The 26906-nt window shown below is 62.3% G+C and carries 25 protein-coding genes and 1 riboswitch; of the genes, 6 read left to right on the plus strand and 19 right to left on the minus strand.

Annotation, left to right across the window (positions count from 1 at the left end):
- Position 1: 1 nt before the first annotated feature.
- From cobC to cobO, 9 genes are all read right to left on the minus strand, one after another.
- Positions 2-577, minus strand: coding sequence for an alpha-ribazole phosphatase family protein (gene cobC / locus AACY42_RS00240; protein WP_339475124.1), 576 nt, complete (start codon positions 575-577; stop codon positions 2-4).
- Positions 574-1629, minus strand: coding sequence for a nicotinate-nucleotide--dimethylbenzimidazole phosphoribosyltransferase (cobT, locus tag AACY42_RS00245; protein WP_339475127.1), 1056 nt, complete (start codon positions 1627-1629; stop codon positions 574-576). Before cobT ends, cobC begins: the two co-directional genes overlap by 4 nt.
- Entirely contained in the window at positions 1626-2147 is a 522-nt protein-coding gene (cobU, locus tag AACY42_RS00250; RefSeq protein WP_339475129.1) for a bifunctional adenosylcobinamide kinase/adenosylcobinamide-phosphate guanylyltransferase, read from the minus strand. Before cobU ends, cobT begins: the two co-directional genes overlap by 4 nt.
- 320 nt (positions 2148-2467) lie before the next feature.
- A complete protein-coding gene (locus AACY42_RS00255) occupies positions 2468-3919 on the minus strand; it encodes a cobyric acid synthase (protein ID WP_339475131.1) in 1452 nt (483 codons plus the stop codon).
- A complete protein-coding gene (gene cobD / locus AACY42_RS00260) occupies positions 3916-4908 on the minus strand; it encodes a threonine-phosphate decarboxylase CobD (RefSeq protein ID WP_339475132.1) in 993 nt (330 codons plus the stop codon). Before cobD ends, AACY42_RS00255 begins: the two co-directional genes overlap by 4 nt.
- On the minus strand, positions 4901-5809 hold the full coding sequence (gene cbiB / locus AACY42_RS00265) for an adenosylcobinamide-phosphate synthase CbiB (protein ID WP_339475134.1): 909 nt from the start codon (positions 5807-5809) through the stop codon (positions 4901-4903). The genes cobD and cbiB overlap by 8 nt, the downstream gene beginning before the upstream one ends.
- The gene (gene bluB, locus AACY42_RS00270; protein ID WP_339475136.1) at positions 5806-6456 is read right to left on the minus strand and encodes a 5,6-dimethylbenzimidazole synthase; all 651 of its coding nucleotides are present in this window, start codon (positions 6454-6456) and stop codon (positions 5806-5808) included. Before bluB ends, cbiB begins: the two co-directional genes overlap by 4 nt.
- Positions 6453-7850: a cobyrinate a,c-diamide synthase gene (locus AACY42_RS00275; RefSeq protein WP_339475703.1), complete on the minus strand. Its 1398-nt coding sequence runs from the start codon at positions 7848-7850 to the stop codon at positions 6453-6455. Before AACY42_RS00275 ends, bluB begins: the two co-directional genes overlap by 4 nt.
- Before the next feature lie 11 nt (positions 7851-7861).
- Positions 7862-8488 carry a cob(I)yrinic acid a,c-diamide adenosyltransferase gene (gene cobO / locus AACY42_RS00280; protein WP_445261531.1) on the minus strand — a complete coding sequence of 209 codons (627 nt, stop codon included), beginning with the start codon at positions 8486-8488 and terminating at the stop codon, positions 7862-7864.
- Between the two features lie 80 nt (positions 8489-8568).
- Positions 8569-8778, minus strand: a riboswitch (cobalamin riboswitch).
- 154 nt (positions 8779-8932) lie between these two features.
- On the opposite strand from cobO, the gene AACY42_RS00285 reads away from it, so the two are divergent.
- Both AACY42_RS00285 and AACY42_RS00290 read left to right on the plus strand, forming a co-directional pair.
- Positions 8933-9517 (plus strand): hypothetical protein, encoded by a 585-nt coding sequence (locus tag AACY42_RS00285; RefSeq protein ID WP_339475138.1) that lies wholly within the window; start codon positions 8933-8935, stop codon positions 9515-9517.
- A gap of 282 nt (positions 9518-9799) precedes the next feature.
- Complete coding sequence (locus AACY42_RS00290) at positions 9800-11110, plus strand: PQQ-dependent sugar dehydrogenase (protein ID WP_339475140.1); 1311 nt, start codon at positions 9800-9802, stop codon at positions 11108-11110.
- Positions 11111-11249: 139 nt separating this feature from the next.
- Here AACY42_RS00290 and AACY42_RS00295 read toward each other — a convergent pair whose 3' ends face one another.
- The 5 genes from AACY42_RS00295 to AACY42_RS00315 all read right to left on the minus strand — a co-directional run bounded on the left by AACY42_RS00295 (position 11250) and on the right by AACY42_RS00315 (position 15836).
- On the minus strand, positions 11250-11783 hold the full coding sequence (locus AACY42_RS00295) for a C40 family peptidase (protein ID WP_339475143.1): 534 nt from the start codon (positions 11781-11783) through the stop codon (positions 11250-11252).
- Between the two features lie 165 nt (positions 11784-11948).
- Positions 11949-12584 (minus strand): C40 family peptidase, encoded by a 636-nt coding sequence (locus AACY42_RS00300; RefSeq protein ID WP_339475146.1) that lies wholly within the window; start codon positions 12582-12584, stop codon positions 11949-11951.
- A gap of 212 nt (positions 12585-12796) precedes the next feature.
- Positions 12797-13501: a DnaA regulatory inactivator Hda gene (gene hda, locus AACY42_RS00305; protein ID WP_003178999.1), complete on the minus strand. Its 705-nt coding sequence runs from the start codon at positions 13499-13501 to the stop codon at positions 12797-12799.
- 169 nt (positions 13502-13670) lie between these two features.
- Positions 13671-14744: an AI-2E family transporter gene (locus AACY42_RS00310; RefSeq protein ID WP_339475149.1), complete on the minus strand. Its 1074-nt coding sequence runs from the start codon at positions 14742-14744 to the stop codon at positions 13671-13673.
- A gap of 33 nt (positions 14745-14777) precedes the next feature.
- On the minus strand, positions 14778-15836 hold the full coding sequence (locus AACY42_RS00315; protein WP_339475151.1) for a DUF2066 domain-containing protein: 1059 nt from the start codon (positions 15834-15836) through the stop codon (positions 14778-14780).
- 366 nt (positions 15837-16202) lie between these two features.
- Between AACY42_RS00315 and purM the strand changes: the two genes are divergently transcribed.
- From purM to AACY42_RS00335, 4 genes are all read left to right on the plus strand, one after another.
- Positions 16203-17261 (plus strand): phosphoribosylformylglycinamidine cyclo-ligase, encoded by a 1059-nt coding sequence (gene purM / locus AACY42_RS00320; protein WP_339475153.1) that lies wholly within the window; start codon positions 16203-16205, stop codon positions 17259-17261.
- Positions 17261-17911 carry a phosphoribosylglycinamide formyltransferase gene (purN, locus tag AACY42_RS00325; RefSeq protein WP_339475154.1) on the plus strand — a complete coding sequence of 217 codons (651 nt, stop codon included), beginning with the start codon at positions 17261-17263 and terminating at the stop codon, positions 17909-17911. The genes purM and purN overlap by 1 nt, the downstream gene beginning before the upstream one ends.
- Positions 17912-17919: 8 nt before the next feature.
- A complete protein-coding gene (locus AACY42_RS00330; RefSeq protein ID WP_134925419.1) occupies positions 17920-18633 on the plus strand; it encodes a DUF3108 domain-containing protein in 714 nt (237 codons plus the stop codon).
- A gap of 737 nt (positions 18634-19370) precedes the next feature.
- The gene (locus tag AACY42_RS00335; RefSeq protein ID WP_053186517.1) at positions 19371-19565 is read left to right on the plus strand and encodes a hypothetical protein; all 195 of its coding nucleotides are present in this window, start codon (positions 19371-19373) and stop codon (positions 19563-19565) included.
- Between the two features lie 137 nt (positions 19566-19702).
- Here AACY42_RS00335 and AACY42_RS00340 read toward each other — a convergent pair whose 3' ends face one another.
- The 5 genes from AACY42_RS00340 to cysM all read right to left on the minus strand — a co-directional run bounded on the left by AACY42_RS00340 (position 19703) and on the right by cysM (position 25852).
- Positions 19703-20242: a DUF2058 domain-containing protein gene (locus AACY42_RS00340; protein WP_053124301.1), complete on the minus strand. Its 540-nt coding sequence runs from the start codon at positions 20240-20242 to the stop codon at positions 19703-19705.
- A gap of 26 nt (positions 20243-20268) precedes the next feature.
- Positions 20269-21102 carry a nucleoside triphosphate pyrophosphohydrolase gene (gene mazG, locus AACY42_RS00345; RefSeq protein ID WP_339475161.1) on the minus strand — a complete coding sequence of 278 codons (834 nt, stop codon included), beginning with the start codon at positions 21100-21102 and terminating at the stop codon, positions 20269-20271.
- A 130-nt stretch (positions 21103-21232) separates the two neighbouring features.
- Positions 21233-23479 carry a GTP diphosphokinase gene (gene relA / locus AACY42_RS00350; RefSeq protein ID WP_339475163.1) on the minus strand — a complete coding sequence of 749 codons (2247 nt, stop codon included), beginning with the start codon at positions 23477-23479 and terminating at the stop codon, positions 21233-21235.
- A gap of 100 nt (positions 23480-23579) precedes the next feature.
- Positions 23580-24950 carry a 23S rRNA (uracil(1939)-C(5))-methyltransferase RlmD gene (gene rlmD, locus AACY42_RS00355; RefSeq protein WP_339475164.1) on the minus strand — a complete coding sequence of 457 codons (1371 nt, stop codon included), beginning with the start codon at positions 24948-24950 and terminating at the stop codon, positions 23580-23582.
- Positions 24950-25852, minus strand: coding sequence for a cysteine synthase CysM (gene cysM, locus AACY42_RS00360; RefSeq protein WP_339475165.1), 903 nt, complete (start codon positions 25850-25852; stop codon positions 24950-24952). The genes rlmD and cysM overlap by 1 nt, the downstream gene beginning before the upstream one ends.
- Between the last annotated feature and the right edge of the window lie 1054 nt (positions 25853-26906).

The raw sequence follows: 26906 nt of genomic DNA on the forward strand, positions 1-26906 counted from the left end.
ATTAATCCGCCTCTTTGAGCACGGGCCCTGCCGACACCGTCAGGGAAAACAGCGCGCCATGGGCGACTTCGACGTTGAGCAACTGCTCCCGAGGCAGACCGCGGGCCTGGGCCAGCAGCAGGCGCATCACGCCGCCATGGCTGACCAGCAGGACCCGCTGACCGGCATAGGCCGCGTGCAGGCGTTCGACCGCCGCCAGCACGCGGCTGGAAAACGCCAGCACCGGCTCGCCTTCAGGGGGCGTGAAGGCATAGGGATCGGCCCAGAACTGGCCCAGTGCCTCGGCGTCAGTGTCCATCAACGCCGCCGCGCTACGGCCTTCCCAGGCGCCGAAATGCAGCTCTTGCAGGTCTTTGTCCAAGTGCACCGGCAGGTTGAGCCGGGCGCCGAGTTGCTCGGCGAAACGGGCGCAGCGCTGCAACGGCGAACTCACCAGGCGATCCCAGGGCCCGGCTTGGGCGACAGCCGTGTGCATCTGCTCCCAGCCCCTGGCCGTCAAGGCATCGTCGAGGCTGCCGCGCAAGCCGCCGCCCAGTTCGGTTTCGCCGTGACGCAACAGGTCCAGGCGCAAGGTCATGCCGGGCGATCCGCCACGGCCGCTTCGGCAAACGTCGCCATCTGCCCGTGAAGGTCACAGGCCAGGCGCAACAGCGGCACCGCCAACGCAGCGCCACTGCCCTCGCCCAGGCGCAGGCCGAGCTCCAGCAGCGGTTCGGCGCCGAGGGTTTCTAGCACGTGGCGATGGCCCGGCTCGGCGCCGCGATGGCCGAACAGCAACCATGGCCGGCACGCGGGATTGATCCGCACCGCCACCAGGGCCGCAACGCTGCAGATGAAGCCATCCACCAACACCGCGACGCCCTGCTGGGCGCAGGCCAGGTACGCACCGACCAACGCGGCGATTTCAAAACCGCCGAGGTTGAACAGGGTCTGCAACGGGTCGTGGCCCTGGGCCGCGTGCAGCGCCAGGGCCCGTTCGATCACCTGGGCCTTGCGGCTGACACCCGCCGCGTCCAACCCGGTACCCGGCCCGACCAGATGCGCCACCGGGCATTCGAGCAAGGCGCAGGCCAGGGCGCTGGCGGCCGTGGTGTTGCCGATGCCCATCTCGCCGCCGATGAACAAGTGCGTCCCGGCCGCGACCGCCCGCGCCACGCTGTCGCGCCCGGCGTGCAAGGCTTGCTCGCCCTGGCTCACCGTCATGGCCGGGCCTTGGGCGAAATTCGCCGTGCCCGGCCCGAGGTTCAGGTGCCGTACACCGGGAAGGTCCAGCGATGGCGTGACAGTACCCAGGTCGACCACTTCCAGGGACGCGCCCAGTTGTCGCGCCAGGACGCTGATGGCCGCGCCGCCGCTGACGAAGTTGAGCAGCATCTGCCCGGTGACCTCTTGGGGATAGGCCGATACGCCTTCGGCGACCACGCCATGATCGCCGGCAAAAATCGCGATCCATAGCTGATCGAGGCTCGGCTTGACCTGCCCTTGCAGGCCCGCCAGTTGCACCGCCACCGACTCCAGCCGGCCCAGGGAGCCGGCTGGTTTGGTCAGTTGTTGCTGACGGGCCGCGGCCTGTTCCAGGGCCTGGCTATCGACGGGCTTGCACGGGTCCAGCCACCAGCGATGATTCATAACGCAGTACCTTTGAGAGTCAGGGGCAGGCCGGCAACGGTCAGCACGACGCGCTGACAACGTTCGGCCAAGGCTTGATGCAGCCAACCGGCTTCATCGACGTAACGGCGCGTCAGCTCGCCCAGCGGCACGACACCCATGCCGGTCTCGTTGCTGACAAAAATGATGTGCCCGGGGAGCGCGGCCAGACTGTTCAGCAGCGCTTCGCGTTCGGCGTTCAGTCGCTCGGGAGCGTCGAGCATCAACAGGTTGGTCAGCCACAGGGTCAGGCAATCCACCAGCAGGCATTGCCCGGGGGCGGCGTTTTCCCGTAGCACCCGCGCCAGGGCCAGGGGTTCCTCCACCAGCGCCCATTCGGTCGGGCGCCGCGCGCGGTGTTGCGCGACGCGCGCGGTCATCTCGCCATCCAGGGGTTGGCTGGTGGCGATGTAGGTCACTGGCAATTGGATGTCTCTGGCGAGTTTTTCCGCCAGGCGACTCTTGCCGGAGCGGGCGCCGCCGAGGATCAGTTGCAGCATGGGTTATTCCTTTTATTTGGCGGTGTGGCGACTGGCGCCATCGCGAGCAAGCTCGCTCCCACAGGGGACTTATGTATACCCGCAGATCCGATGCTGGAACATTGGGTATCTTTTATTGGCGGTGTTGCGGCCGGCCTCTTCGCGAGCAGGCTCGCTCCCACAGTTGGTCCAGGGTGTACATGAATGCTGTGGTCATCAGAGATCCAATGTGGGGGGGGTGTGGGAGGCCAGCCCAGCCACTCTAAATCCCACAGGGCCCACACAAAACCTGCTGTGTACGTGGGAGCGGGCTTGCTCGCGAAGAGGCCGGTAAAGGCACCTCAAATCCCACAAAGCTCACGCAACAACCGAGTATCCAAATGCTGTTCCACCAGATCCGCCAGCCGCTCGATATCCCGCTCGCGCAACCCGTGGTAATCCACCGCCTGCACATCCTGCAACCCGGCCCAGCGCAACAACGCGCTACTGGCGGCCGGCGATTCAAAGAGTCCATGCAGGTAAGTGCCGAACACCTGCCCGTCGAGACTCTGGGCGCCGTCGCAACGGCCATCCTCCAGATGCACCGCGGGGTTTTCCAGGGCCGGGCCAGTGGTCACGCCCGCGTGGATCTCGTAGCCGCTGACCTCAGCCTCTTCCAAGACCAGTCGCCCGCGCACATTGCGCAATTGCTTCTCGTGTTCCAGCGTCGTTTCGACATCCAGCAGACCCAGCCCGGCACTGGAACCGGCCGCGCCTTCGAGCCCCGACGGGTCGTGGACCTGCTGGCCGAGCATCTGCAAACCGCCGCAAATACCCAGCAGCTTGCCGCCGTATCGCAGGTGGCGATTGATCGCCGTTGCCCAACCGTTGGCGCGCAGGTAGGCCAAGTCGCTGCGCACGCTTTTCGAACCGGGCAGGATGATCAGGTCGGCCGGCGGGATGGGCTGGCCGGGGCCGATGAATTGCAAGTCGACCTGCGGGTGCAGGCGCAGCGGATCGAAGTCGGTGTGGTTGCTGATACGCGGCAGTACCGGCACCACCACCTTGAGCACCTGTTCAGCCTTGCCGGTTTGGCGCTGGTCGAGGCCGTCCTCGGCTTCCAGGTGCAGGTCCATCACGTAGGGCAACACGCCGACCACCGGTTTGCCGGTGCGCGCTTCCAGCCAGTCCAGGCCCGGTTGCAGCAAGGCGAGGTCACCGCGAAAACGGTTGATGATGAAGCCCTTGACCCGCGCCTGTTCGCTGGGCGAAAGCAACTCCAGGGTGCCGACCAGATGGGCAAACACCCCGCCACGATTGATATCGGCGATCAGCAGCACCGGGCAGTCCACCGCTTCGGCAAATCCCATGTTGGCAATGTCGCCGGCACGCAGGTTGATCTCGGCCGGCGAGCCGGCGCCCTCCACCATCACCACCGGATACGCCGCGCTCAAGCGCGCGTGGGAAGCCAGCACGGCTTGCATCGCGATGGCTTTGTAATCGTGATAGGCCACGGCATTCATGGTGGTCACGGCACGGCCATGGATGATCACCTGGGCGCCAGTGTCGCTGTTGGGCTTGAGTAGCACCGGGTTCATGTCGGTGTGCGGTTCCAGCCCCGCCGCCTGGGCCTGCACCGCCTGGGCGCGACCGATTTCGCCGCCGTCGGCCGTCACGGCGCTGTTGAGGGCCATGTTCTGCGGCTTGAACGGCACCACGCTTACACCCTGGCGTCGGACCCAGCGGCATAAAGCCGTGACCAAGGTACTTTTGCCGGCATCGGACGTGGTGCCCTGCACCATCACTGTGGTCATCGGGTGTCCTTGGCGTAGGCCTCTAAGGCCTGTTCGAGGCGCAGGAATTCGCTGTCGTCGGCCGGCAGCCCGAAGCGCAGGCTGCTGGTGTTGGTAAACAAGCGCAGGAGAATGCCGCGATGGGCCATGAAATCATGGAGCCCCAGGGCGTGTTCGGTGACCAGCCATTGGAACAATCCGCAGCCGCCGTGTGGCTTGAAGCCGTGGCGTTCGAGCATCAGCGCCAGGCGTTGGCGGGCGGCTTCGCAGCGTTGGCGCTGGTATGCGTGGGCATCAGTGTCCAGCAGGCACGCCTGGCCCAGCACCCGGGTCGGCCCGCTGACGGCCCACGGCCCGACTTGTTCAGCGAGCAACTTGAGCAAGCGCCGCTCGGCCAAGACAAAGCCCAGGCGCACCCCGGCCAGGCCAAAGAACTTGCCGAACGAACGCAGCACGATCAGCCCGACCAGTTGGGTGTGCGCCGCCAGGCTCAGCGCCGGCGTGACGTCCATGAAGGCTTCATCTACCACCAGCCAGCCACCGCGCTGGGCCAGGCGCGTATGCCAGTCCAGCAAGCGCTCGGGCGCCAGGCTCAGGCCCGTGGGGTTGTTCGGATTGACCACCACCAGCACGTCGAGGCTGTCGAGAAAGAAGTCCACTTCCGTCTCCAGCACTTCGCGCACGATGTAGCCGCTGCGGCGCCAGGCTTCGGCGTGCTCGGCGTAACAGGGCGACAAGACACCGACCTTGCCGGCCCGGCGCAGGCGCGGCAACAGCTGGATGGCCATCTGCGAACCGGCCACCGGCAGCACATTCAGTGCGCCGTAATAATCGCAGGCGGCCTGTTCCAAGCCGTCATCGGTTTCCGGCAGACGCGCCCAGGCCCGCTGCGGAATCGCCGGGACGTCGAACGGCCAAGGTGCCAGGCCGCTGGACAAGTCGAGCCAATCCGCTTCGCCAATGCCGTATTGCCGGACTGCGTTGCGCAAGCGGCCACCGTGTTCAAGCATAAAACTCAGCTCCCAGGCAAAGAATCAGCAGCCATAACCATACGCCGCGCTGGACCAATTGCCAGCCGCGATCAATGGCGTCGGCACTCGCCGGCACGCCTTCGCCCAGCGCTGGACGTTGATGCAGCTCGCCGTGATAAACCGCCGCCCCGCCCAGCTCGACACCCAGCGCTCCGGCACCGGCGGCCATCACCGGTCCAGCGTTGGGGCTGTCCCAGGTCGGCCCCTGGGTGCGCCAGCACTTGAGCGCCAGGCGGGTTTTGCCGAGCAGCGCGTAGGTCAATGCCACCAGGCGCGCCGGAATATAGTTGAGCCCATCGTCGATTTTTGCCGCCGCCCAACCGAAGCGCTCGAAGCGTTCGTTGCGATAACCCCACATGGCGTCGAGGGTATTGCTCAGGCGGTACAACACCACCCCGGGCGCGCCGGCCACGGCGAACCAGAACAGCGCGGCGAACACCGCGTCGCTGCCGTTTTCCAGCACCGACTCGGTGGCGGCGCGGGCCACGGCGGTTTCATCCAGTTCAGCCGTTTCGCGACTGACCAGATAGCCGACACGCTTGCGCGCCTCCTCCAGATCACCGCTGCGCAACGCCCGCGCCACCGGCTCGACATGTTCACCGAGGCTGCGCAGGCCGAGGGCACAGTACAAGGCGAGGATCTCCACCAACCAGCCCACCATCGGCGCCCACGAAAGGGCCGTGGCGAGCAAGGTCAACGGCACCACGGCGATGAACCACGCCGTCACCCCATGACTGCGCCAGCCGCGTCCGCCTGAGTTGAAACGTTGTTCGATGCGATTGGCAAAACCGCCGAACGCCACCAGCGGATGCCAGCGCCGGGGCTCGCCCAACAGCGCATCCAGCGCCACCGCGGCGACACTGATCAACGCCACACTCATGGGCTCACTCCCCAACGGTTTTCATACAGCAGTTCATTGAGCGGACGCGGTTGCGCCCAACCTTCCAGGGCGAGCATCGGTGCCGGATAAAACCCCTCGACCGGGCCCAGACAGAGGATCGCCAGCGGCTTGGCGCCGGCGGGCAAGCCCAGCAGGTCGGCCAGGGCCAGGGGCTCGAACAACGACACCCAGCCCATCCCCAGCCCTTCGGCGCGGGAAGCCAGCCATAGGTTCTGGATCGCGCAGGACAGCGAGGCCAGGTCCATTTCCGGCAAGGTCCGGCGACCGAAGATGTGCCGCTCGCGATCCTCCATCAACGCCGCCACCAGCACTTCGGCGCAGTCGTCGATCCCTTCGACCTTGAGCTTCATGAATTCATCGCTGCGCTCACCCAGGGCCTCGGCGGTGCAAATGCGTTCCTGCTCCACCAGTTGGCGGATCTGCCCACGCAAGGCGCGGTCGCTGATGCGGATGAATCGCCACGGTTGCATCAGGCCGACGCTGGGGGCCTGGTGCGCGGCTTCCAGCAGGCGGCGCAGCAAGGCCGGTTCAACCGAGCCACCGCTGAAGTGGCGCATGTCGCGGCGTTCGGCGATGGCGCGGTAGATGGCGTCGCGTTCGGCCTGGGAGAAAGCGGTGTCGGTCATGGCCTCTTCGCGAGCAAGCTCGCTCCCACATTGGCTAGCGTTGCACTTGAGATCACTGGGTCCCCTGTGGGAGCGAGCCTGCTCGCGATAGCGGTCTCAGGATCAGGCGCAAACAACGCAGCAATCGCCTTGGGATTGGACGGAAAATAAAAATGAACATAGGAAGCCGTCATCCGCCCCTGCCGGAACACCGCTTCCGCCCCGCGCCCGCCGTTGGGGCTATGGCCACGGGCAATCGGTTCAAGCTCGGTGCTGGTCAGCGAATGATGATAGGTGTGCCCACGTAGGTCGCCTTCCGGCAAATCCACCGATTGCAGCGCCAGGGCTGCCAGGCGCTTTTGCATCTGCGCATCACCGGCCAGCAGCCCCAGCAGTTCGGCGCGCACGCCGTCGACATCGGTCAATGAATCGAGCAGATACAACATGCCGCCGCATTCGGCGAGCAACGGTTTATCGGCTGCATGGTGGGCACGGATCGCGGCGAGCATCGGCGTATTCAGGGCCAGCGCAACGTGGTGCAGCTCTGGATAACCGCCAGGCAGATAAAGGCTGTCCGCCTCGGGCAGTTCGCTGTCATGGATCGGAGAAAAGAAGCTCAACTGCGCGCCCATGGCCCGCAGCAGATCAAGGCTGGCGCCATAGGTGAAGGCAAACGCTTCGTCCCGGGCTACGGCGATGCGCACCCCGGCGAGCCACGGCTCGACGGCGATCACCTCGGGCGCGGCGAATGCCACCGCTGGCGGCAGCGCCACTTCGCAACTCCCGGCCAAGGCCTCGGCCGCCGCGTCGAGGCGCGCGTCCAAGTCGTTCAACTCGCTGGCCTGGACCAACCCGAGATGACGACTGGGCAATTCGATGCCGGTTTCCCGGGACAGCGCGCCGTACCAGCGCAGGCCTTCGGTCAGGCTGCCTTCGAGCAATTGCGCGTGGCGCAAGGTGCCGACCCGGTTGGCCAAGACCCCGGCGAACGGCAGATCGGGTTGATAACGCGCCAGGCCCAGGGCCAGGGCGCCGAAAGTCTGGGCCATGGCCGTGCCATCGATCACCGCCAACACCGGCACGCCAAAATGCCGCGCCAGGTCGGCGCTCGACGGGGTACCGTCGAACAACCCCATCACCCCCTCAATGAGGATCAGGTCCGCTTCGGCAGCGGCCTCCCACAACAGCCGGCGACTTTCCTGCTCACCAACCATCCACATGTCCAATTGATAGACCGGCGCGCCGCTGGCCCGCTCCAGGATCATCGGGTCGAGGAAATCCGGACCGCACTTGAATACCCGTACCTTGCGTCCCTGGTTGCGATGCAAGCGGGCCAGCGCCGCAGTGACGGTGGTCTTGCCTTGGCCCGAGGCCGGCGCTGCGATCAGCACCGCCGGACAGTGGCGGCGGGTCATGGCGGGATCGCTCACAGTTCGACGCCTTTCTGCGCCTTGATACCCGCCTGGAATGCGTGCTTGATCATGCCCATTTCGGTCACGGTGTCGGCCAGCTCGATCATCTCGGGCTTGGCGCCACGACCGGTCACCACCACATGCTGCATCGGCGGACGGGCCTGCAGATCGCTCAGCACCTGATCGAGGTCGAGGTAACCGTGCTTGAGGGCAATGTTCAACTCGTCGAGCACCACCAGGCCGATGGACGGATCGTTGAGCAACTGACGTGATACCGCCCAAGCGGCTTCGGCAGCGGCGATGTCGCGCTGGCGATCTTGGGTTTCCCAAGTAAACCCTTCGCCCATGACATGAAAGCGTACCTGCTCCGGGAAGCGGCGCAAGAACAGCTCTTCACCGGTGCTGTTGCGCCCCTTGATGAACTGCACCACGCCGCATTGCATGCCGTGGCCCATGGACCGCGCAAGCATGCCGAACGCCGAACTGCTTTTGCCCTTGCCATTGCCCGTCAGCACCAGCAGCAGGCCGCATTCATTCGGCGAGTTGGCGATGCGCTCGTCGATCACAGCTTTCTTGCGCAGCATGCGCGCCAGGTGGCGCTCATCGCGATCGGACGTGTCGGTGATGAGGGAGTCGGTCATGGGAAGCCTCCGTTTGGGATTGGACAACGGCGGGCGGGCACAAAAAAAGACGGCAACAAGCCTGGCATCGCCCACCGTGATGCCGTTGGATGAATCAGGCCGGTCTCCGGGCTCATGAGCGGCGTGGTGCCTGGCTGCGCGCCTTCCCATGTCTGGCGACACAGTGGCTTGAGCACAGCGTTGACTCATTTACCGTTGCGGGGGCAGCGCCGGGTTCGTGTGCACTCACCGGCTTCCCTGTTTCACTCTGTCGACCGCAGCCACAGAGCACCTGAAACAAGCGGCGAAGGTTAGAGGGTTGGGGGTGGAGCGTCAATTAAAGCCGCCTGTCGGGGCGATCATTGGCGCCGATCAATAAAATGACGCCAATCTTGTGGGATTCTGCGGCAAGTGATATCAAAGCGACATTACGACCCAATATCACAAGAACAAGAGGGCAAAAGCATGCAAGGCATGATCATCAGCAATCCAAAATTGGAATTCCTGCGCCCGGCGCTGGAACGCTGGTTTGACTGTATCGACCGCTACAACGCGGTGCGTGGCGATAACGACACGCCTTATTGGTTCGATGAAAAAGCCAACCTCGGCTTGCTGTCGGCCGCAGCCTGGATGGCCGAGATGGTCACGCTGCAGAACGCGCCGACCCGCAAGCAGAATGAAGAAGGCGAACGCAACGTCAGCGCCGATCTGTTCATCGCCAGCACCGAGGAGCGCGCCTTCATCCAGGCCACTCAACGCTGGCCCAAGGTCAACAACTTGAACCTGACCCAACCGCTGCTCGAAGCCGCCAGCGATGCCAAGCGCATCAGCTACGCCAGCGACCTGAAGCTGGGCTGCCTGTTCGTCTCGCCACAAAAAGCCCAGCAAAGCGCCACACCCGAAGAATTGCAGGACATGATCGACGACCTGCAGAAGGAAAACACCTGCGCTGTGGCCTGGTACTTCCCTTACGCCTACCGCAAGTTGCGCAACGAAGCCGGGCAGTATCATCCCGGCATTGCGCTGTTGTTCAAGCAGGCTCATGGTTGATTCATTGCCCACATTGGCGCCTCAGTAGACACAAAACCCCTAGCCACACCGCCCTCCTGTGGGAGCGGGCTTGCTCGCGAAGAGGCCTGCACATCCAACATTTTCGTCGGCTGTGACACCGCTTTCACGAGCAAGGCCGCTCCCACAGGAGGGTTGTTCAATGGCCACAAAATCTGCCTCCACTGCAGGAACCTTGCCTGGCTGACTGACATCCCCACAGTTGAACCATCGCGCGTCTACGCTCCTCTATGAATAACTACATGCATTCATAGGGAAGCCAGCATGCTCAAGCCACCCCATCTCCTGATCGTCGCCCTTGCCGCCGGGCTTGTCGCTTGTGGCGAGTCGTCCACCTTGCAAGTGTCCGACGGCACCGGCCCAGCGCCGAAACTGCCTGAACCGAACAAGACCCTGATCCCCACCGTCAACATCGCCGAAGCCATCGGCTGGCCACAAGGCGCCAAGCCTACCCCAGCCCAGGGCCTGCAAGTGGGCGCGTTCGCCGAAGGGCTGGACCATCCGCGCTGGCTTTACGTGCTGCCCAATGGCGATGTGCTAGTGGCCGAAACCAACGCCCCGCCCAAGCCGGACGACGCCAAGGGCATCCGGGGCTGGGTGATGAAAAAAGTCATGGGCCGCGCCGGCGCCGGCGTGCCCAGCCCCAATCGCATCACACTGCTGCGCGACGCCAATCACGACGGCATCGCCGAAACCCGCACGGTGTTCCTGGAAAATCTCAATTCACCGTTCGGCATGACCCTGGTCGGCAATGACCTGTACGTGGCCGATACCGACCGGCTGATCCGCTTTCCCTATAAGGACGGTGACACGCAAATCAAGACGCAGCCGACCAAGGTCGTCGATCTGCCCGGTGGCACACTCAACCATCACTGGACCAAGAACGTGATTGCCAGCCGCGACGGCAGCAAGCTGTACGTCACCACCGGCTCGAACAGTAACGTCGCGGAAAACGGCATGGAGGCCGAAGAAGGTCGCGCCGCCATCTGGGAAGTGGACCGTGCCAGCGGCAATCACCGCATCTTCGCCTCGGGCCTGCGCAACCCCAACGGCCTGGCCTGGGAGCCCCGCAGCGGCGCGCTCTGGACAGCGGTGAACGAACGGGATGAGATCGGCAGCGACCTGGTGCCGGACTACATTACGTCGGTCAAGGACGGGGCCTTCTATGGCTGGCCCTACAGCTATTATGGGCAGAACGTCGACGTCCGGGTCGAACCACAAAACCCGGCCCTGGTGGCCAAGGCCATTGCCCCGGACTACGCCGTCGGCCCTCACACCGCCTCATTGGGCCTGACCTTCGCCGAGGGCAGCACCTTGCCTGCACCGTTTACCGAAGGGGCCTTCGTCGGCCAGCACGGCTCCTGGAACCGTAAGCCCCACAGTGGTTATAAAGTGATTTTCGTACCGTTCAACGGCGGCAAGCCGGTGGGGCAACCCGTAGATGTGCTCACCGGTTTCCTGAACGCCGACGAAAAAGCCCAGGGGCGGCCAGTGGGCGTAGTGATCGACAAGCAGGGTGGGTTGTTGGTGGCCGATGATGTGGGGAACAAGATATGGCGCGTGTCAGGTAAATAAGGCCGGCACACCTGCGTGTGTGCACCGCCCGATCTGTGGGAGCAAGGCTTGCCCGCGAAACAGGCACCTCGATCTCTGAAAGACCGTATCGCCTTCATCGCCGGCAAGCCTTGCTCCCACAGACCAGGACAACAACCACTCAGGGATTGCGCGCCAGATGCTCCGGCTGCAGCACACGCTTGGCGCTCAGGTAAGTCCTCTGCCAATAGGCCTTGGACAGGCTATCGAGCTTGACCGTACCCCCCGTGGCCGGCGCGTGAACGAAACGTCCCTCACCGACATAGATCCCGGCATGGCTGACCTGGGAGCCGCCGTTGGTGGCGAAGAAAATCAAATCGCCGCTCTGCAAGGCTTCCTTGCCAACATCCAGGGCACGCATGCCGATCATCTCGCGGGTGGAACGCGGCAGGGAAATGCCGGCAGCGTCGCGGTACACATAGCCAATCAGGCCACTGCAGTCAAAACCCGAATCCGGTGTATTACCGCCCCAACGATAAGGTGTGCCCACCAGGCCAAGCGCCCGGAAGAGCACATCTTCGGCAACCGGGGAAAAGGGTTGCGAGGGGGTAAAGACCACTGGAACTCGCACTGGAGCAGGCGGCGGAGTGCGGCTGGCGCACGCGCTGAGCAGCGCGGCAAGAAACATGAGAGCGAGGCGGGCCGACGTCGACATATGCAGAACAATCCTGATCTGGATGCGGCTTTTCTGCCGTGTGCATGAAAACAAATGCGCCTGCGGAGTACGCAGGCGGATTGCCATCAATCAATGATCAAGGATTCTAGCGGCTATAAGGCAAACTTCAAGTAAGACTTTAAGTTTGCCTTATAAACTGTGTGCTTACTTGCGAGCAGTGACAACAGTCGGGGCCATGGCGAGGGCGCGCTTGGCTTCGATGAAGGTCTTGCTCCAGTAGCTGTTGTCCAGGTTGTCGATCCGCACCCCACCGCTGCGGCGGCTGCTGGAATGGATGAACTGGTTGTCGCCCAGGTAGATACCGGCATGGCTGACGCGACCGCGACGACCGCTGGTGCTGAAGAACAGCAGGTCACCGGGTTCAAGTTCGTTGCGAGCCACCAGTGGGGCGTTCACGTTGATCATTTCGCGAGTGGAACGCGGCAAGTTCATACCGGCCTCTTCGCGGAACAGATAACCGATGAAACCGCTGCAATCGAAGCCGGCTTCAGAGGTACCACCAAAACGGTAGCGGGTACCGATCAACGACATACCGCGCTCCAGGATGCTGTCGGCCAGTACTGGAAGCTGGTAAGGCTTGCTACCGGCGAAGGCTGCGAGCTCTTTGTCGGAGGCCATTTCTTCCTGGAACGCAACGGAGGAAGACTGGGCGGTAACGGTATTAACGGTATTCTTGACCTGTGGTTGTTGCTCTTGCTGAGTCACTGGAGAGTGGGCAGCGCAACCAAACAACAGGGTAACAAGTGCGAGAGGCACGAGGGGTGCGAAGCGATTTAGCATGGGCACGACCGTGGCTGAAGTAGTAAAGATGGCGGGACTATGCCTTCTATCAACCTCATTTGCAAATTCAATCGATGCAAATGTGACTTCTCGGTTTTACGTTTACATCTAAGCGCTTATGCCCATTTTGAACGTCACGTGGCCTGCCGCCCAGCAGGACCGCGGGTTTCGCCACGTCCAGAGCAGGCCATGAGCCACTACCAGCAACGGTTCTACCAGCCCAATGTTTCTTTCAAAAAAGGAATAGTCAGCTTGCGCTGGGCCTGGAGTGAGGCCTGGTCGAGGCGTTCGAGCAGTTCGAACAACGCGCTCATGCTGCGGGTACCACGGGTGAGGATGAAATGCCCGACTTCGTCGGTCAGGTGCAGGCCGCGCCGGGAAGCGCGCAGCTGCAAGGCGCGGAGTTTGTCTTCGTCGGAAAGCGGGCGCATCTGGAAAATCAGTGCCAGGGTGAGACGAGACTTGAGGTCCGCCAGCTTCACCGGCAGCTCCCGAGGCGACGTCGACGCGGCGATCAGCAAACGCCGACCGCTGTCGCGCAACCGATTGAACAGGTGAAACAGCGCTTCTTCCCAATCAGCCTTGCCGGCCACGGCCTGGAGATCATCCAGGCAAACCAGTTCGTACTGTTCGAGATTGTCGAGAATTTCAACGCCGCGGTCGAGCAACTCGGCCAGCGGCAGGTAGACCGCAGGTTCGCCCAATTGCTCGAACCGCAGACACGCGGCCTGCAACAGGTGCGTGCGCCCTACCCCGTCCTTGCCCCACAGATAAATCAGGCTTTCGGTCCAGCCGGCGTCGGCTTCGCAAAGCCGCTCAACATAGCCGAGTGCAGCGGCATTGGCGCCTGGGTAGTAATTGATAAAGGTGGCGTCATCACGCAGACGCACACCTAGGGGCAGCTGAATCGGTTTCATGCTGACTGAACAGTTCCTCGGGAACCGTTAGTGGCCTCTGTGTAAAGTGCGCAAAGTTTATACCCGTGACGCGGACCGCACAATGCGCCGGACCACGAGCAAAATCAAAGGTTTGCAGCGGCATGGGCGCGGAGCGTCAGTTTCCCTGACACACCGCCTGCTATTTGCCCTATAGGCCAGGGTCTTCGACGCCGCTGTAGATGTCCGAATCCTTGTACAGATCGTGCATATGCCGCACCAGCACCATGATCACCGCCGCCACCGGCAACGCCAGCAGGATCCCGGTGAAGCCGAACAATTCGCCCCCCGCCAGGATCGCGAAGATCACCGCCACCGGGTGCAGGCCAATGCGGTCGCCCACCAGCAGCGGCGTCAGCACCATGCCCTCCAGGGCCTGGCCGACCATGAACACCGCGACGATGCCCACCATCGGGTACAGGTCGCCGCCGAACTGGAACAACCCGGCAACTAAAGCCGCGCCAATGCCAATCACAAAGCCCATGTACGGCACGATGGCCGCCAGCCCGGCGATCAAGCCGATCAACAGCCCCAGCTCCAGCCCTATCAGCATCAGCCCAGCCGCATAGATGAAGCCCAGGGCTACCATCACCAGCAGTTGCCCGCGCACGAACGCCCCCAGCACTTCATGGCATTCGCCGGTCAGGGTCATGATGCGTTCTTCTCGATGACGCGGCAGTAGGCTGCGAATCTTCGCCATCATCAGGTCCCAGTCTCGCAGTAGATAGAAGGCCACCACTGGAATCAGCACCAGGTTCGCCAGCCAGCCGATCAACGCCAGGCCCGAGGCCGTGGCCTGGCTCAACACCACGCCAACGATGTCGGTGGTTTGCCCCATGTGCTCGCTGATGGCCGCCTTGACCTTGTCGAACTTCCAGAAACCGTCCGCCAACCCCAGCTTCGACTGCACCCACGGCACCGCGCTGTGCTGCAACCAATCGAGCATCTGCGGCACCAATTCGTACAAGCGCAGCAGTTGCTTGGCGAGCATCGGGATCAGCACCAGCAACAGTGCACCCACAATCAAGGTGAACAGCGCAAACACCGCCACCACGCCCCAGGTTCGCGACAGACCGAGTTTTTCCAGGCGATCCACCACCGGGTCGAACAGATAGGCCAGCAGCAGCGCAACCAGGAATGGCGTCAGGATCGGATGCAGCAAATAGATAAGCGCAATCAGCAGGGCAACCCCGCCCAACCAGAACCAACGCCGCGTATCGCCCATGAACCACTCCTAGCTATATAAAAGAAAGAAAACCTACCAGCGGAAGCGCAGATTGGCTGCCGGCTCCGGCACAGGCGCTGCAACCGGGGCCGAGCCATCGGCGGCGGGCGGCGCCACTGGCACTGGCGCGACGGCCTCGCCGGGCGGGATCTCCTGCAGTTTCGCCAGGGCCAACTGCGCCTTCAGTTGTTCGGCACTGCCGTTGACCCGATAGACGATCCGGTCGCCTTCAACCCACTGCAACTGCCCGTCGAACGGCTCGAGCAGACGCCCAAGCGCCGCGTAACGCTCCAGGTTCATGCCCTGCACTTCCAGCAGTTGCTCAGTGGCCACGCCCGGCTTGGTGACGAAACGTGGCGCCAGGCGCTGGTTCACCGCGAGCATGACCGCGTCGGCCAGGGCCGCAGGATTGGCACCCTGGGCAGTGCCCTGCTCGCGTTGATCCCCCAGCCACAGGCGCCAAGCCCCCTGCCACTGCCCGTCCTCTTCCTTGGCGTGGACCGCCAGCAAGGCGTCTGTCGCGTAGCGCTCCGAGGCATCACGTAAAGGCGCCGGGTCGCTGCCTTCCAGGTTCGGTGCGGTGGCAACGATTTGCTCGCTCAAGTCCGCCAGCGGCAGGTGCAAGGCCAGGCCCCGATGCTGGGCGGCACGCCGCAATAGCGTGGCGCTGGCCTGGCCATCACCCACCAGACTGGAGCCCTCGACCGAGTCGTTCAGCCACCAGCCCAGGATCGATGGCCTGTTCGCGCTCCACAGCGACAACCCTGCCGAGCGCAATGCGCGGTCGGTGCTCGCCGGGTCGAAGTCCACCTTGAGGCTTTCCGGTGGACCGGCGTCGTAGCCATATTGAAGAATGATCTGTTGCGGGTCCTGGCGGATAGCCGCCAAGCCTGGATTCTGGGCCGCCTTCGCGTCGCCAGTCAGGCGCTGCACCAACGTATCCAGGGCACGCAGCGTCGCCTGGTTGCGCTCCTCCGGTGCCTGGCTGGTGACCGGCTCGAGCACTTGATAGAGGGCATTGACGGTTTCGGCATGGCTCGCCAGGCTGACCAGCGACAAGCAGCTCACGGACAAGAATTTGAACAAACGCATGGAAGATTCCCGGACATAACGGCTGGAACAGGCCGTGTGAAGAAGATTGAGCATGGCTGTGACCACAGCACCCGGCAAAACATTCACACACCTGGTGAAAGTTTCGCACGGTCATCACCATAACCGGTTACCGCTACACCTTATACAGAGGCGTTGCGCAGTACCAATATAAGAAATATCGGTTTTTTTCCGTGGATATGTCCCTGCCCGTCGGCGCGAGGATGGCCGCTGCCCCTCAAGCCTGATAAAATCGCGCGCCTTCGCAGACCGGCAATGGCTGGGCTCCCGGAATAATTCGTACAACGGTTATTCAATGGCCCCGGCGTCGGTCGTTACCCAGAAATCCCCCCCCTAAAGGCCTGGATCATGAGCAAGCAACCCTCCCTGAGCTACAAGGACGCCGGTGTAGACATCGACGCCGGTGAAGCATTGGTCGAACGCATCAAGAGCGTCGCCAAGCGCACTGCGCGCCCGGAAGTCATGGGCGGCCTGGGGGGGTTCGGCGCCCTCTGCGAGATCCCGGCCGGCTACAAGCAACCGGTCCTGGTCTCGGGCACCGACGGCGTCGGCACCAAGCTGCGCCTGGCCCTGAACCTGAACAAGCACGACAGCATCGGCATCGACCTGGTGGCCATGTGCGTGAACGACCTGGTGGTCTGCGGCGCCGAGCCGCTGTTCTTTCTCGACTACTACGCCACCGGCAAGCTCAACGTCGACACCGCCGCCCAGGTCGTGACCGGCATCGGCGCCGGCTGTGAACTGTCCGGCTGCTCCCTGGTCGGCGGCGAAACCGCGGAAATGCCTGGCATGTACGAAGGCGAAGACTACGACCTGGCCGGCTTCTGCGTCGGCGTCGTGGAAAAGGCCGAGATCATCGACGGCTCGAAAGTCGCCGCTGGCGATGCCCTGCTCGCCCTGCCGTCCTCCGGCCCGCACTCCAACGGCTATTCACTGATCCGCAAGATCATCGAAGTCTCGGGTGCAGACATCGAAAACACCCAGCTCGACGGCAAGCCACTGGCCGACCTGCTGATGGCCCCTACCCGCATCTACGTCAAGCCGCTGCTCAAGCTGATCAAGGACACCGGCACCGTCAAGGCCATGGCCCACATCACTGGTGGTGGCCTGCTGGACAATATCCCGCGTGTACTGCCCAAAGGCGCCCAGGCCGTGGTCGACGTGGCGAGCTGGACCCGCCCGGCGGTGTTCGACTGGCTGCAAGAGAAAGGCAATGTCGATGAAACCGAAATGCACCGCGTGCTGAACTGCGGCGTGGGCATGGTCGTCTGCGTGGCCCAGGAGCACGTCGAGACGGCCCTGAACGTATTGCGTGAAGCTGGCGAGCAGCCTTGGGTCATCGGCCAGATCGCTACGGCGGCCGAAGGCGCTGCACAGGTCGAGCTGAAAAACCTTAAGGCGCACTGATGTCTTCAACCTGTGACGTGGTGGTGCTGCTGTCCGGCACCGGCAGTAACTTGCAGGCCTTGATCGACAGCACGCGGACCGGCGACAGCCCGGTCCGTATCCGCGCGGTGATTTCCAACCGCGCCGATGCCTACGGCCTGCAACGCGCCAAGGAGGCGGGTATCGACGCCCGCGTTCTGGATCACAAGGCGTTCGAGGGCCGCGAAGCCTTCGACGCCGCGTTGATCGAGCAAATCGACACCTTCAATCCGCAACTGGTGGTACTCGCTGGCTTCATGCGCATCCTCAGCGCTGGCTTCGTGCGTCACTACCAGGGCCGCCTGTTCAATATCCATCCCTCGCTGCTGCCCAAATACAAAGGGTTACACACTCATCAGCGCGCGCTGGAGGCCGGAGACACGGAGCATGGCTGCTCTGTGCACTTTGTCACCGAGGAACTCGATGGCGGACCACTGGTCGTACAGGCAGTAATACCGGTAGAGTTGCACGACACGCCGCAAAGCCTGGCGCAACGGGTTCACGCCCGCGAGCACCAGATCTACCCGATGGCCGTGCGTTGGTTTGCCGAAGGAAGGCTGACCCTCGACGATCGCGGTGCCTCACTGGACGGCCAGTTGCTCGCCGCCAGCGGCCATTTGATTCGATACTAGGAGATTTTATGCGTCGCGCCCTGCTCTTCGCTTGCGCTCTGCTTGCCTTGCCCCTGGCACAGGCCGCAGAACTTCAACCGTTCTCCGCCAGCTACACCGCCGACTGGAAACAGTTGCCCATGAGCGGCACCGCCGAGCGCAACCTGACCAAGGAAGCCAACGGCACCTGGAAGCTGAGCTTCAAGGCTTCGATGATGATCGCCAGCCTGACCGAAGAAAGCACCCTGACCCTGGACAAGGACACCCTGCTGCCACAGTCGTACCACTTCGAACGAGGCGGCCTGGGCAAGGCCAAGAAGGCCGACCTGGACTTCGACTGGAATACCAAGATGGTCACCGGCACCGATCGCGGTGACGCGGTCAAGCTGCCGCTCAACCGTGGCATGGTCGATAAATCCACTTACCAGTTGGCCCTGCAGCACGACGTAGCAGCCGGCAAGAAAAGCATGAGCTATCAGGTCGTCGATGATGGCGAAGTCGATACCTATGACTTCCGCGTCCTGGGTTCGGAGAAGGTCGACACCAAGGCCGGCCAGATCGACGCGATCAAGGTCGAGCGCGTGCGCGACCCGACACAAAGCAAGCGCATCACCGTGCTCTGGTTCGCCAAGGACTGGGACTACCTGCTGGTGCGCCTGCAACAGGTCGAGACCGACGGCAAGGAGTACAACATCATGCTCCTGGACGGCACGGTCAACGGCAAGGCTGTGAAAGGCAGCTAATCGACGCCGACAACAAGAAGCCCCGCCCATGCGGGGCTTTTTGTTGCCCGGTTTTCAAGCCCGCCACATACCCACTGTGCGAGCTTGCTCGCGATAGGGGTGTGTCAGTTAGCGGTGACATTGATTGCAGCCATCAAGGCTCGCTCTCACCGAAGAGAAACTTTAAAAATATTGAAACATACAGAAGCCAAACACTATCGATAAAGATAAAAAACAAGTACTAAGCGCCCTTCTTAAAGCTAATAGACCCGGGTTCAATTCAGGGCTGCGGGGAACGCCAAACGACAACGCAACTCAATTTTCCGTCAGAGATCACCCAAACACATCCCGTCGCACCGCGTTGGATAGAAATAGACAGGTTTTTGGGGAATGAGGTAACTGTCAGAGTTGACAGGTACGTTTAAAAAAATCTCTTGCAGGCATGCCATTCGTCGAGCTTGGTGCAACGGCTTGAGCCTTCGTTTTGCGGGGAATTGTTGTTGCCTGGGCTGGCCTCTTCGCGAGCAAGCTCGCTCCCACAGGGGTTTTGCGTTCACTCAAGTTGCCGCTGCAACATGAAATATTTTTCATGAGCTCCCCCTGCGACCGAATGCCGCGCACCGTCTGGCCTGCAGGATTGTTGCGCTTTGCATGAAAACTTCTTAACGAACCGAGGCATTTACTTAGCACACTATCCAAATCTATAACAAAGCCCTGCACACGCCTTGCTGCAGATAACAGAGATTGGAGCTTGCAAGATGACTGTGAAAGTAACTGAACGCGACGACGCCCATATGTCCCATGAAGGCATTGCCGCCGGCATCCGGATTTGGGACGTGCATCAACAGGATTTGCTGGTGGGGATGTTCCACTCCGAGACGGACGCCCATAGCTACAAGGCTGAGCTGGAGCGCGAGGAGCGGCAGCGTTCGCGGGAGACCGCGCAATCCTGAACCACACAAAACACCTGTGGGGAGCTTGCTCGCGATAGCGGGGCATCAGCCAACATCTCTGTCACTGATATACCGCTATCGCGAGCAAGCTCGCTCCCACAGGTTTTGTGTTTCAGCTCAATGGCATTGCGCCCGGCTTACCACATCAAATCATCAGGAATCTGATACGCCGCGTACGGATCATCGGCATCCACTTCTTCGGTCTGGGTGTTGAGCTGGACGATGCGCTTGGGGTCGCGTTCCTGGATCTTCAGGGCAGCCTCGCGCGGGATCACTTCGTAGCCGCCGGCGTGGTGGACGATCGCCAGGGAGCCACTGCTCAACTTGTTGCGCATCAGCGTATTGACCGAGATGCGCTTGACCTTCTTGTCGTCGACGAAGTTGTAATAGTCCTCGGTGGTCAGCTTCGGCAGACGCGAGACTTCGATCAATTGCTTGATCTGCGCGGCCCGGGCCTTCTGCTCGACCTTTTCCTGCTGCTGCCGGTTGAGCTCCTGGTCGCGCTTGACCTTTTCGGCCATGGCCTCCTGGGCGGCGCGCTGCTGGGAATCATCCAGTTCGATCTGGCCTTTATGGGCCAGGCGTTGCTGCTTCTGTTTCTCTTTGCCGACCTGCTTGGCCTGCTTTTGGTTGACCAGCCCTGCTTTGAGCAACTGGTCGCGAAGGGAAAGGCTCATGGTGCTTACTCACTTAGGCAACGGCCTCAGCCACAGCTGGGCAAATTCTTTTCCTGACGTTTGGCTTCGCCCCACAAGGCGTCCAACTCTTCGAGGGTGCAATCTTCCATGGGACGGTGGGTGTCGCGCAATGCCTGTTCGATAAATCGGAACCGCCGCTCGAACTTTCCATTGGCGCCACGCAGGGCGGTTTCCGGGTCGACCTTGAGGTGGCGCGCCAGGTTCACCACGCTGAACAGCAGGTCACCGATCTCGTCGCTGATGGCCACCGGATCGTTGTCGGCCATGGCTTCGAGCACTTCGTCCAATTCCTCCCGGACTTTGTCGAGCACCGGCAACGGGCCTGGCCAGTCGAAACCAACCTGAGCCGCACGCTTTTGCAGCTTCGCCGAACGGGACAACGCCGGCAGCGCCCCCGGCACATCGTCGAGCAATGACAACTGCTCGGGCACCGAAGCCTTCTCGGCCCGTTCCTCTGCCTTGATTTCTTCCCAGCGCTGCTTGACCTGTTCTTCGCTCAGGCGCGGGATGTCCACGGGCGCATACAGGTCACCGGTAGGAAATACATGGGGATGGCGGCGGATCAGCTTGCGGGTGATGCTGTCGACCACGCCGGCGAATTCGAAGCGGTTTTCCTCCCGGGCCAGTTGGCTGTAATACACCACCTGGAACAACAGGTCGCCCAACTCGCCCTGCAAGTGATCGAAATCGCCACGCTCGATCGCATCGGCCACTTCGTAAGCTTCTTCAAGCGTATGGGGAACGATGGTGGCGTAGGTTTGCTTGATGTCCCACGGGCAGCCGTACAGCGGATCCCGCAGGCGGTTCATCAGGTGGAGCAGGTCTTCGAGGCTGTACATTAAGTTTGTCTCATCACACAAAACCCTGTGGGAGCGGGCTTGCTGGCGAACGCGGTGTGTCAAACAACGTTGATGTCGACTGACACTCCGCCTTCGCCAGCAAGCCCGCTGCCACATTAATGGCCAGCGATCACCCTGGCGTCCGGTTACGCCGGGTCTCGATGATGTTCGGCAACTGGGAAATCCGCCCCAGCAACCGCCCCAGCGCATCCAGCCCCGGAATCTCGATGGTCAGGGACATCAGCGCGGTGTTGTCTTCCTTGTTCGAACGGGTGTTGACCGCCAGCACATTGATCCGCTCGTTCAGCAACACCTGGGAGACGTCACGCAGCAGGCCGGATCGGTCGTAGGCGCGGATGACGATGTCCACCGGGTAGGTGAGCACCGGCACCGGGCCCCAACTGACCTGGATGATCCGCTCCGGCTCGCGACCGGCCAGTTGCAGCACCGAGGCACAGTCCTGGCGGTGAATGCTCACGCCACGGCCCAAGGTGATGTAGCCGACGATCGCATCCCCCGGCAATGGCTGGCAGCAGCCGGCCATTTGGGTCATCAGGTTGCCCACGCCCTGGATCTGGATATCGCCGCGCTTGCCTGGCTTATAGCCGGTGGCCTTGCGTGGAATCAGCTCCAGTTGCTCATTGCCCCGCTCCGGCTCCACCAGTTGCTGGGCCAGGTTGACCAACTGCGCCAGGCGCAAATCGCCGGCACCGAGGGCGGCGAACATGTCCTCGGCGGTTTTCATGTTGGCTTTTTCGGCCAGCTTGTCGAAATCCACCTGCGGCAGGCCCAGGCGACCGAGTTCACGCTCGAGCAAGGTCTTGCCGGCGGCGACGTTCTGGTCGCGAGCCTGCAACTTGAACCAGTGGACGATTTTCGCCCGCGCCCGCGAGGTGGTGATGTAGCCCAGGTTCGGGTTCAGCCAGTCGCGGCTCGGCGTACCGTGCTTGCTGGTGATGATCTCGACCTGTTCACCGGTCTGCAGGCTGTAGTTGAGCGGCACGATCCGCCCGTTGATCTTGGCGCCACGGCAGTTGTGGCCGATCTCGGTGTGGACCCGGTAGGCGAAGTCCAGCGGCGTCGCGCCCTTGGGCAGGTCAATGGCGTGACCGTCGGGGGTGAAGATATAGACCCGGTCCGGCTCGATGTCGACCCGCAGCTGTTCGGCCAGGCCGCCGATGTCACCCAGTTCCTCATGCCACTCGAGCACCTGGCGCAGCCAGGAGATTTTTTCTTCGTAATGGTTGGACCCGGACTTGACGTCGGTGCCCTTGTATTTCCAGTGGGCGCAGACGCCCAGCTCGGCTTCCTCGTGCATGGCATGGGTGCGGATCTGCACTTCCAGTACCTTGCCCTCGGGGCCGATCACAGCGGTGTGCAACGAGCGATAGCCGTTTTCCTTGGGGTTGGCGATGTAGTCGTCGAACTCCTTCGGAATGTGCCGCCACAAGGTGTGGACGATCCCCAGGGCGGTGTAGCAGTCGCGCATTTCCGGGACCAGTACGCGAACGGCGCGAACGTCGTAGATCTGGCTGAACTCCAGGCCCTTGCGCTGCATTTTTCGCCAGATCGAGTAGATGTGCTTGGCCCGGCCACTGATGTCGGCTACCACGCCGGTGGCCTGCAACTCTTCACGCAACTGGGTCATCACGTCGGTGATGAAGCGCTCGCGATCCAAGCGTCGCTCATGCAACAGCTTGGCGATCTGCTTGTATTGATCGGGCTCCAGGTAGCGGAAGGACAGGTCCTCCAGCTCCCACTTGATGTGACCGATGCCGAGACGGTGGGCCAGGGGTGCATAGATATCGAACACCTCCCGGGCGACGCGATTGCGTTTTTCGTCATCGGCAGACTTCACTGCACGGATGGCGCAGGTGCGTTCGGCCAGCTTGATCAGCGCGACGCGCACGTCGTCGACCATCGCCACCAGCATCTTGCGCAGGTTTTCCACCTGGCCCTGGGTGCCCAGCACCATGGACTGGCGTGGGCTGAGGCTGGCGCTGATGGCGGCCATGCGCAGCACGCCGTCGATCAACTTGGCCACCACGGTGCCAAAGCGCTGGCTGACCACCGGGAGCTGGATCTGCCCTTCGCGCACGCCGCGGTACAGCACCGCCGCCACCAGGGAGTCCTGGTCGAGCTTGAGGTCAGCGAGAATTTCGGCGATCTCCAGGCCCGTCTGGAAACTCGAGGTGCCTTCGGACCACAGGTTCTTCCCCGCGTTGTGTTGCTGCTCCGCCTCGCGAGCGAACTCGCAGGCGGCCTTCAAGGCTTCGCGATCCAGTGCCATGTCGACGCTGACCGCATGATCGAGCCAAGCCTCGAGATTGATACTGCCGTCGGTGTTGATCGGCTGGTGTGCTCTCACCTGTACCATCTTTACTTACCTTCCCTACGACGCAGATTCAATGCGTCAATTTCGCTGACCTTCATGCCCGTGCTTGCGCCCAGGGCCGTGGCGGGTTGGCACGAACGGGTCAATCGGACGAGCCATCCTGGCTCGCTTCAAATAACGCCATGGCCTCGACATGTGCCGTTTGAGGAAACATATCGAGAATCCCGGCACGTTTTAACCGGTAGCCCTGCTTGATCAGTTCGACCGTATCCCGGGCCAAAGTTGCCGGGTTGCACGAAACATAAACCAACCGCTTGGCACCCAGGGACGACAGCTTGCGCACCACCTCGAAAGCACCGTCACGGGGTGGGTCCAAGAGTACCGCAGAAAAGCCTTCGCCGATCCATTCGGCATCCGCCAGAGGCTGGGATAAATCGGCCTGAAAAAAGGCCGTGTTATTCAAATTGTTGCTGAGGGCATTGGCCGCCGCACGATCCACCATGGTTTGCACGCCTTCGACGGCCACTACCTGATGCACGCTTTGGGCCAGCGGCAAGGCAAAATTGCCCAGGCCGCAGAACAGATCCAGCACCCGTTCCTCGGGGCGCGGCGCCAGCCATTGCAAGGCTTGGGCGATCATCGCTTCATTGACCCCGGCGTTCACCTGGATGAAGTCCCCCGGCCGGTACGCCAGCTCAAGGTCCCAGGCATCGAGGCGAAACCCCAGGGCCTGCCCGGGCTCGACCGGTTGCGGCTCACCTTCACCGTGCAACCACAACTGAGCTTCATGAAACGCGCAGAAATCCTTGAGGATCGTCAGGTCGGCCTCCGACAGCGGCGCCATGTGGCGCAGCAATACCGCGAGGGACGAACCGGCGAACAATTCCACATGCCCCAGCGCCTGGGGTTTGCTCAAGCGACGCAGCATCTCCGGCAGGCGGCTCATGATCGGCTGCAAGGGCTGTACCAGCACCGGGCAATCACCGATGGCAACGATGTCCTGGCTGCCGACGGCACGGAAACCGACTTCGAGTTTTTTCGCCTTCTGGTCCCAGCGCACCGCCACCCGGGCGCGACGCCGATAACCGAACTCCGGCCCGCTCAGGGGTGCGGCCCATTCCTCTGGCACCACCCCGGCCACCCGCGACAACTGCTCGGCGAGCATGCGCTGTTTCAGGGCGAGTTGTTCGTCATGGGGCAAATGTTGGACGCTGCAACCGCCGCAGCGACCGGCATGAACACACGGCGCCGCACGCCGCAGCTCACTGGGCAGGAACACCCGCTCGGTGCGTGCCTCGACCACTTTGCCATGGGCACCGAGCACCCGCGCCTCGACCTCTTCGCCGGCCAGGGCGCCGATGACAAACCAGGTGCGCCCCTCGACAAAGGCGATGCCACGGCCATCGTTGGCCAGGCGCTCAATGGTCAAGCGCTGCTTTTTACCGGTGGGCACTTGCGGGGCCCGGCTTCCGCCGCTGGGCTGGAAGCGCAAGCCTCTTTCTTGTTTGGCCATCAGTTGGGCGCGTCGAAAATGCCGGTCGACAGGTAACGGTCGCCACGGTCGCAGATGATCGCGACGATCACCGCATTTTCAACTTCCTTGGACAGGCGCAGCATCCCCGCCACGGCACCGCCCGAAGACACGCCGCAGAAGATGCCTTCTTCGCGAGCCAGGCGACGGGTCACGTCCTCGGCTTCGCTCTGGGCCATATCAATGATGCGATCCACGCGCTCGGCTTGATAGATCTTCGGCAGATACTCTTCGGGCCAGCGACGAATGCCGGGGATGGCCGAGCCTTCCATCGGTTGCAGGCCGATGATCTGCACGCTGGGGTTCTGTTCTTTGAGGTAGCGCGAGGTGCCCATGATGGTGCCGGTGGTGCCCATCGAGCTGACGAAGTGGGTGATGGTGCCGTCGGTCTGGCGCCAGATCTCAGGGCCGGTGGTGGTGTAGTGGGCCTCGGGGTTGTCGCCGTTGGCGAACTGGTCCAGCACCTTGCCACGGCCCTCGGCCTGCATGCGCTCGGCCAGGTCCCGGGCGCCTTCCATGCCCTCCTCCTGAGTCACCAGGATCAACTCGGCGCCATAGGCCGTCATCGCCGCCTTGCGTTCGGCGCTGGAGTTGTCGGGCATGATCAGGATCATCTTGTAGCCCTTGATCGCCGCCGCCATCGCCAGGGCAATACCGGTGTTGCCGGAGGTCGCCTCGATCAGCGTATCGCCGGGCCGGATCTGCCCGCGCAATTCGCCACGGGTGATCATCGACAACGCCGGCCGGTCCTTGACCGAACCCGCCGGGTTATTCCCTTCGAGCTTGAGCAAAAGCGTATTGGTGGTCACGCCGGGCAAGCGTTGCAAACGGACCAGCGGAGTGTTGCCGACGCAATCGGCGATGGTTGGGTACTGCAGAGTCATGGCGTATTCGCAATCCGGACTGCGGGGGCGCCTATCATACCGGCAAACCTGGCGAGGCCATATCACGCAAAGTAAGGGGCTTATGGCTTATGGGAATAAGCGAGGCGTGTGCTGCTTTGCAGGGAGCTTGCCCACTCGCCACCGGATCCTCGCTTGCGCATGATGCTCAAGCCCCACGTAGTCGCTTCTGTATTCCACACAATCCTTTTCCTACAGATCTGAACGCTCAAATCGTGCATGCATATCTGTTGTAAGCACCGCCTGTAAGCACTCTTCCGGTCTGTTTGTGGGTTCGTTCCTTTTGTATTGGTAACCAAGCGGTCAAGGCTATCTGGCTTTACACCGTGTTCTTTACAGTCGCACCGTTAAACGTACGAGCAAGATGCAGAGCAATAACGATGGTCAACGCGAAACAAAAAAATCCACAGACCAGCGCCCGACAGGCCTGCGGGCAACGCTTGCGCAACCTATTGGAAGAGTAGGACATCGCCCCGTCGGCTTTTGCCGAGGTGCTGCGTGTTAGCCCTCAATGCCTGACGAACTGGAGCGTGCGGGGTGTGCCTCGGTTGCGGATGGCGCAATTGGCACGGTTGCTGAGTGTCAGTGAAGTGTGGCTGGTGACTGGGGAGGGTGAGCGGGCACGTGATCTGCGTCGGGAGTAGGAGAGGATCTAACACGTTCGAGGGGTTGGGACTGGAGCGCCCTCCCCGCCGAAAGCCTCCTCCTCGACTCTCCTAGCTCGATTGGAAAACGCGAATTGGCCATCGCACCCGGCCGTGGTCAACGGCTAGCTGGGTGACCAGGCCTGTCCCTGCGCCAAGATTTTATCGTTGATCTATACATAAAGTTAAAACCACGCCTTCAACCCCTCCATCTGATCTCGAAATGCTGCGCTCCCGATCCCCTTCTGAAGCCCATCCGCCACAATCGACCCGACACCCAAGTCGAAAAGTCTATCCCCCCCAACCCCGTCGACTTCCGTAAATCCATTGACAGCCTGGCTGCGCCGCTCAAGCTGGAGATAAAAGTTGCGCCCCGGTGAGAGCAAGCTTCC

Source organism: Pseudomonas sp. RL_5y_Pfl2_73 (genome assembly GCF_963970515.1).
Classification (GTDB): domain Bacteria; phylum Pseudomonadota; class Gammaproteobacteria; order Pseudomonadales; family Pseudomonadaceae; genus Aquipseudomonas.

Bases quoted from the DNA above. Each gene is read 5' to 3' on its own strand.
- cobC (WP_339475124.1), bottom strand. From the start codon at position 577: ATGACCTTGCGCCTGGACCTGTTGCGTCACGGCGAAACCGAACTGGGC.
- cobT (WP_339475127.1), bottom strand. From the start codon at position 1,629: ATGAATCATCGCTGGTGGCTGGACCCGTGCAAGCCCGTCGATAGCCAG.
- cobU (WP_339475129.1), bottom strand. From the start codon at position 2,147: ATGCTGCAACTGATCCTCGGCGGCGCCCGCTCCGGCAAGAGTCGCCTG.
- AACY42_RS00255 (WP_339475131.1), bottom strand. From the start codon at position 3,919: ATGACCACAGTGATGGTGCAGGGCACCACGTCCGATGCCGGCAAAAGT.
- cobD (WP_339475132.1), bottom strand. From the start codon at position 4,908: ATGCTTGAACACGGTGGCCGCTTGCGCAACGCAGTCCGGCAATACGGC.
- cbiB (WP_339475134.1), bottom strand. From the start codon at position 5,809: ATGAGTGTGGCGTTGATCAGTGTCGCCGCGGTGGCGCTGGATGCGCTG.
- bluB (WP_339475136.1), bottom strand. From the start codon at position 6,456: ATGACCGACACCGCTTTCTCCCAGGCCGAACGCGACGCCATCTACCGC.
- AACY42_RS00275 (WP_339475703.1), bottom strand. From the start codon at position 7,850: ATGACCCGCCGCCACTGTCCGGCGGTGCTGATCGCAGCGCCGGCCTCG.
- cobO (WP_445261531.1), bottom strand. From the start codon at position 8,488: ATGACCGACTCCCTCATCACCGACACGTCCGATCGCGATGAGCGCCAC.
- AACY42_RS00285 (WP_339475138.1), top strand. From the start codon at position 8,933: ATGCAAGGCATGATCATCAGCAATCCAAAATTGGAATTCCTGCGCCCG.
- AACY42_RS00290 (WP_339475140.1), top strand. From the start codon at position 9,800: ATGCTCAAGCCACCCCATCTCCTGATCGTCGCCCTTGCCGCCGGGCTT.
- AACY42_RS00295 (WP_339475143.1), bottom strand. From the start codon at position 11,783: ATGTCGACGTCGGCCCGCCTCGCTCTCATGTTTCTTGCCGCGCTGCTC.
- AACY42_RS00300 (WP_339475146.1), bottom strand. From the start codon at position 12,584: ATGCTAAATCGCTTCGCACCCCTCGTGCCTCTCGCACTTGTTACCCTG.
- hda (WP_003178999.1), bottom strand. From the start codon at position 13,501: ATGAAACCGATTCAGCTGCCCCTAGGTGTGCGTCTGCGTGATGACGCC.
- AACY42_RS00310 (WP_339475149.1), bottom strand. From the start codon at position 14,744: ATGGGCGATACGCGGCGTTGGTTCTGGTTGGGCGGGGTTGCCCTGCTG.
- AACY42_RS00315 (WP_339475151.1), bottom strand. From the start codon at position 15,836: ATGCGTTTGTTCAAATTCTTGTCCGTGAGCTGCTTGTCGCTGGTCAGC.
- purM (WP_339475153.1), top strand. From the start codon at position 16,203: ATGAGCAAGCAACCCTCCCTGAGCTACAAGGACGCCGGTGTAGACATC.
- purN (WP_339475154.1), top strand. From the start codon at position 17,261: ATGTCTTCAACCTGTGACGTGGTGGTGCTGCTGTCCGGCACCGGCAGT.
- AACY42_RS00330 (WP_134925419.1), top strand. From the start codon at position 17,920: ATGCGTCGCGCCCTGCTCTTCGCTTGCGCTCTGCTTGCCTTGCCCCTG.
- AACY42_RS00335 (WP_053186517.1), top strand. From the start codon at position 19,371: ATGACTGTGAAAGTAACTGAACGCGACGACGCCCATATGTCCCATGAA.
- AACY42_RS00340 (WP_053124301.1), bottom strand. From the start codon at position 20,242: ATGAGCCTTTCCCTTCGCGACCAGTTGCTCAAAGCAGGGCTGGTCAAC.
- mazG (WP_339475161.1), bottom strand. From the start codon at position 21,102: ATGTACAGCCTCGAAGACCTGCTCCACCTGATGAACCGCCTGCGGGAT.
- relA (WP_339475163.1), bottom strand. From the start codon at position 23,479: ATGGTACAGGTGAGAGCACACCAGCCGATCAACACCGACGGCAGTATC.
- rlmD (WP_339475164.1), bottom strand. From the start codon at position 24,950: ATGGCCAAACAAGAAAGAGGCTTGCGCTTCCAGCCCAGCGGCGGAAGC.
- cysM (WP_339475165.1), bottom strand. From the start codon at position 25,852: ATGACTCTGCAGTACCCAACCATCGCCGATTGCGTCGGCAACACTCCG.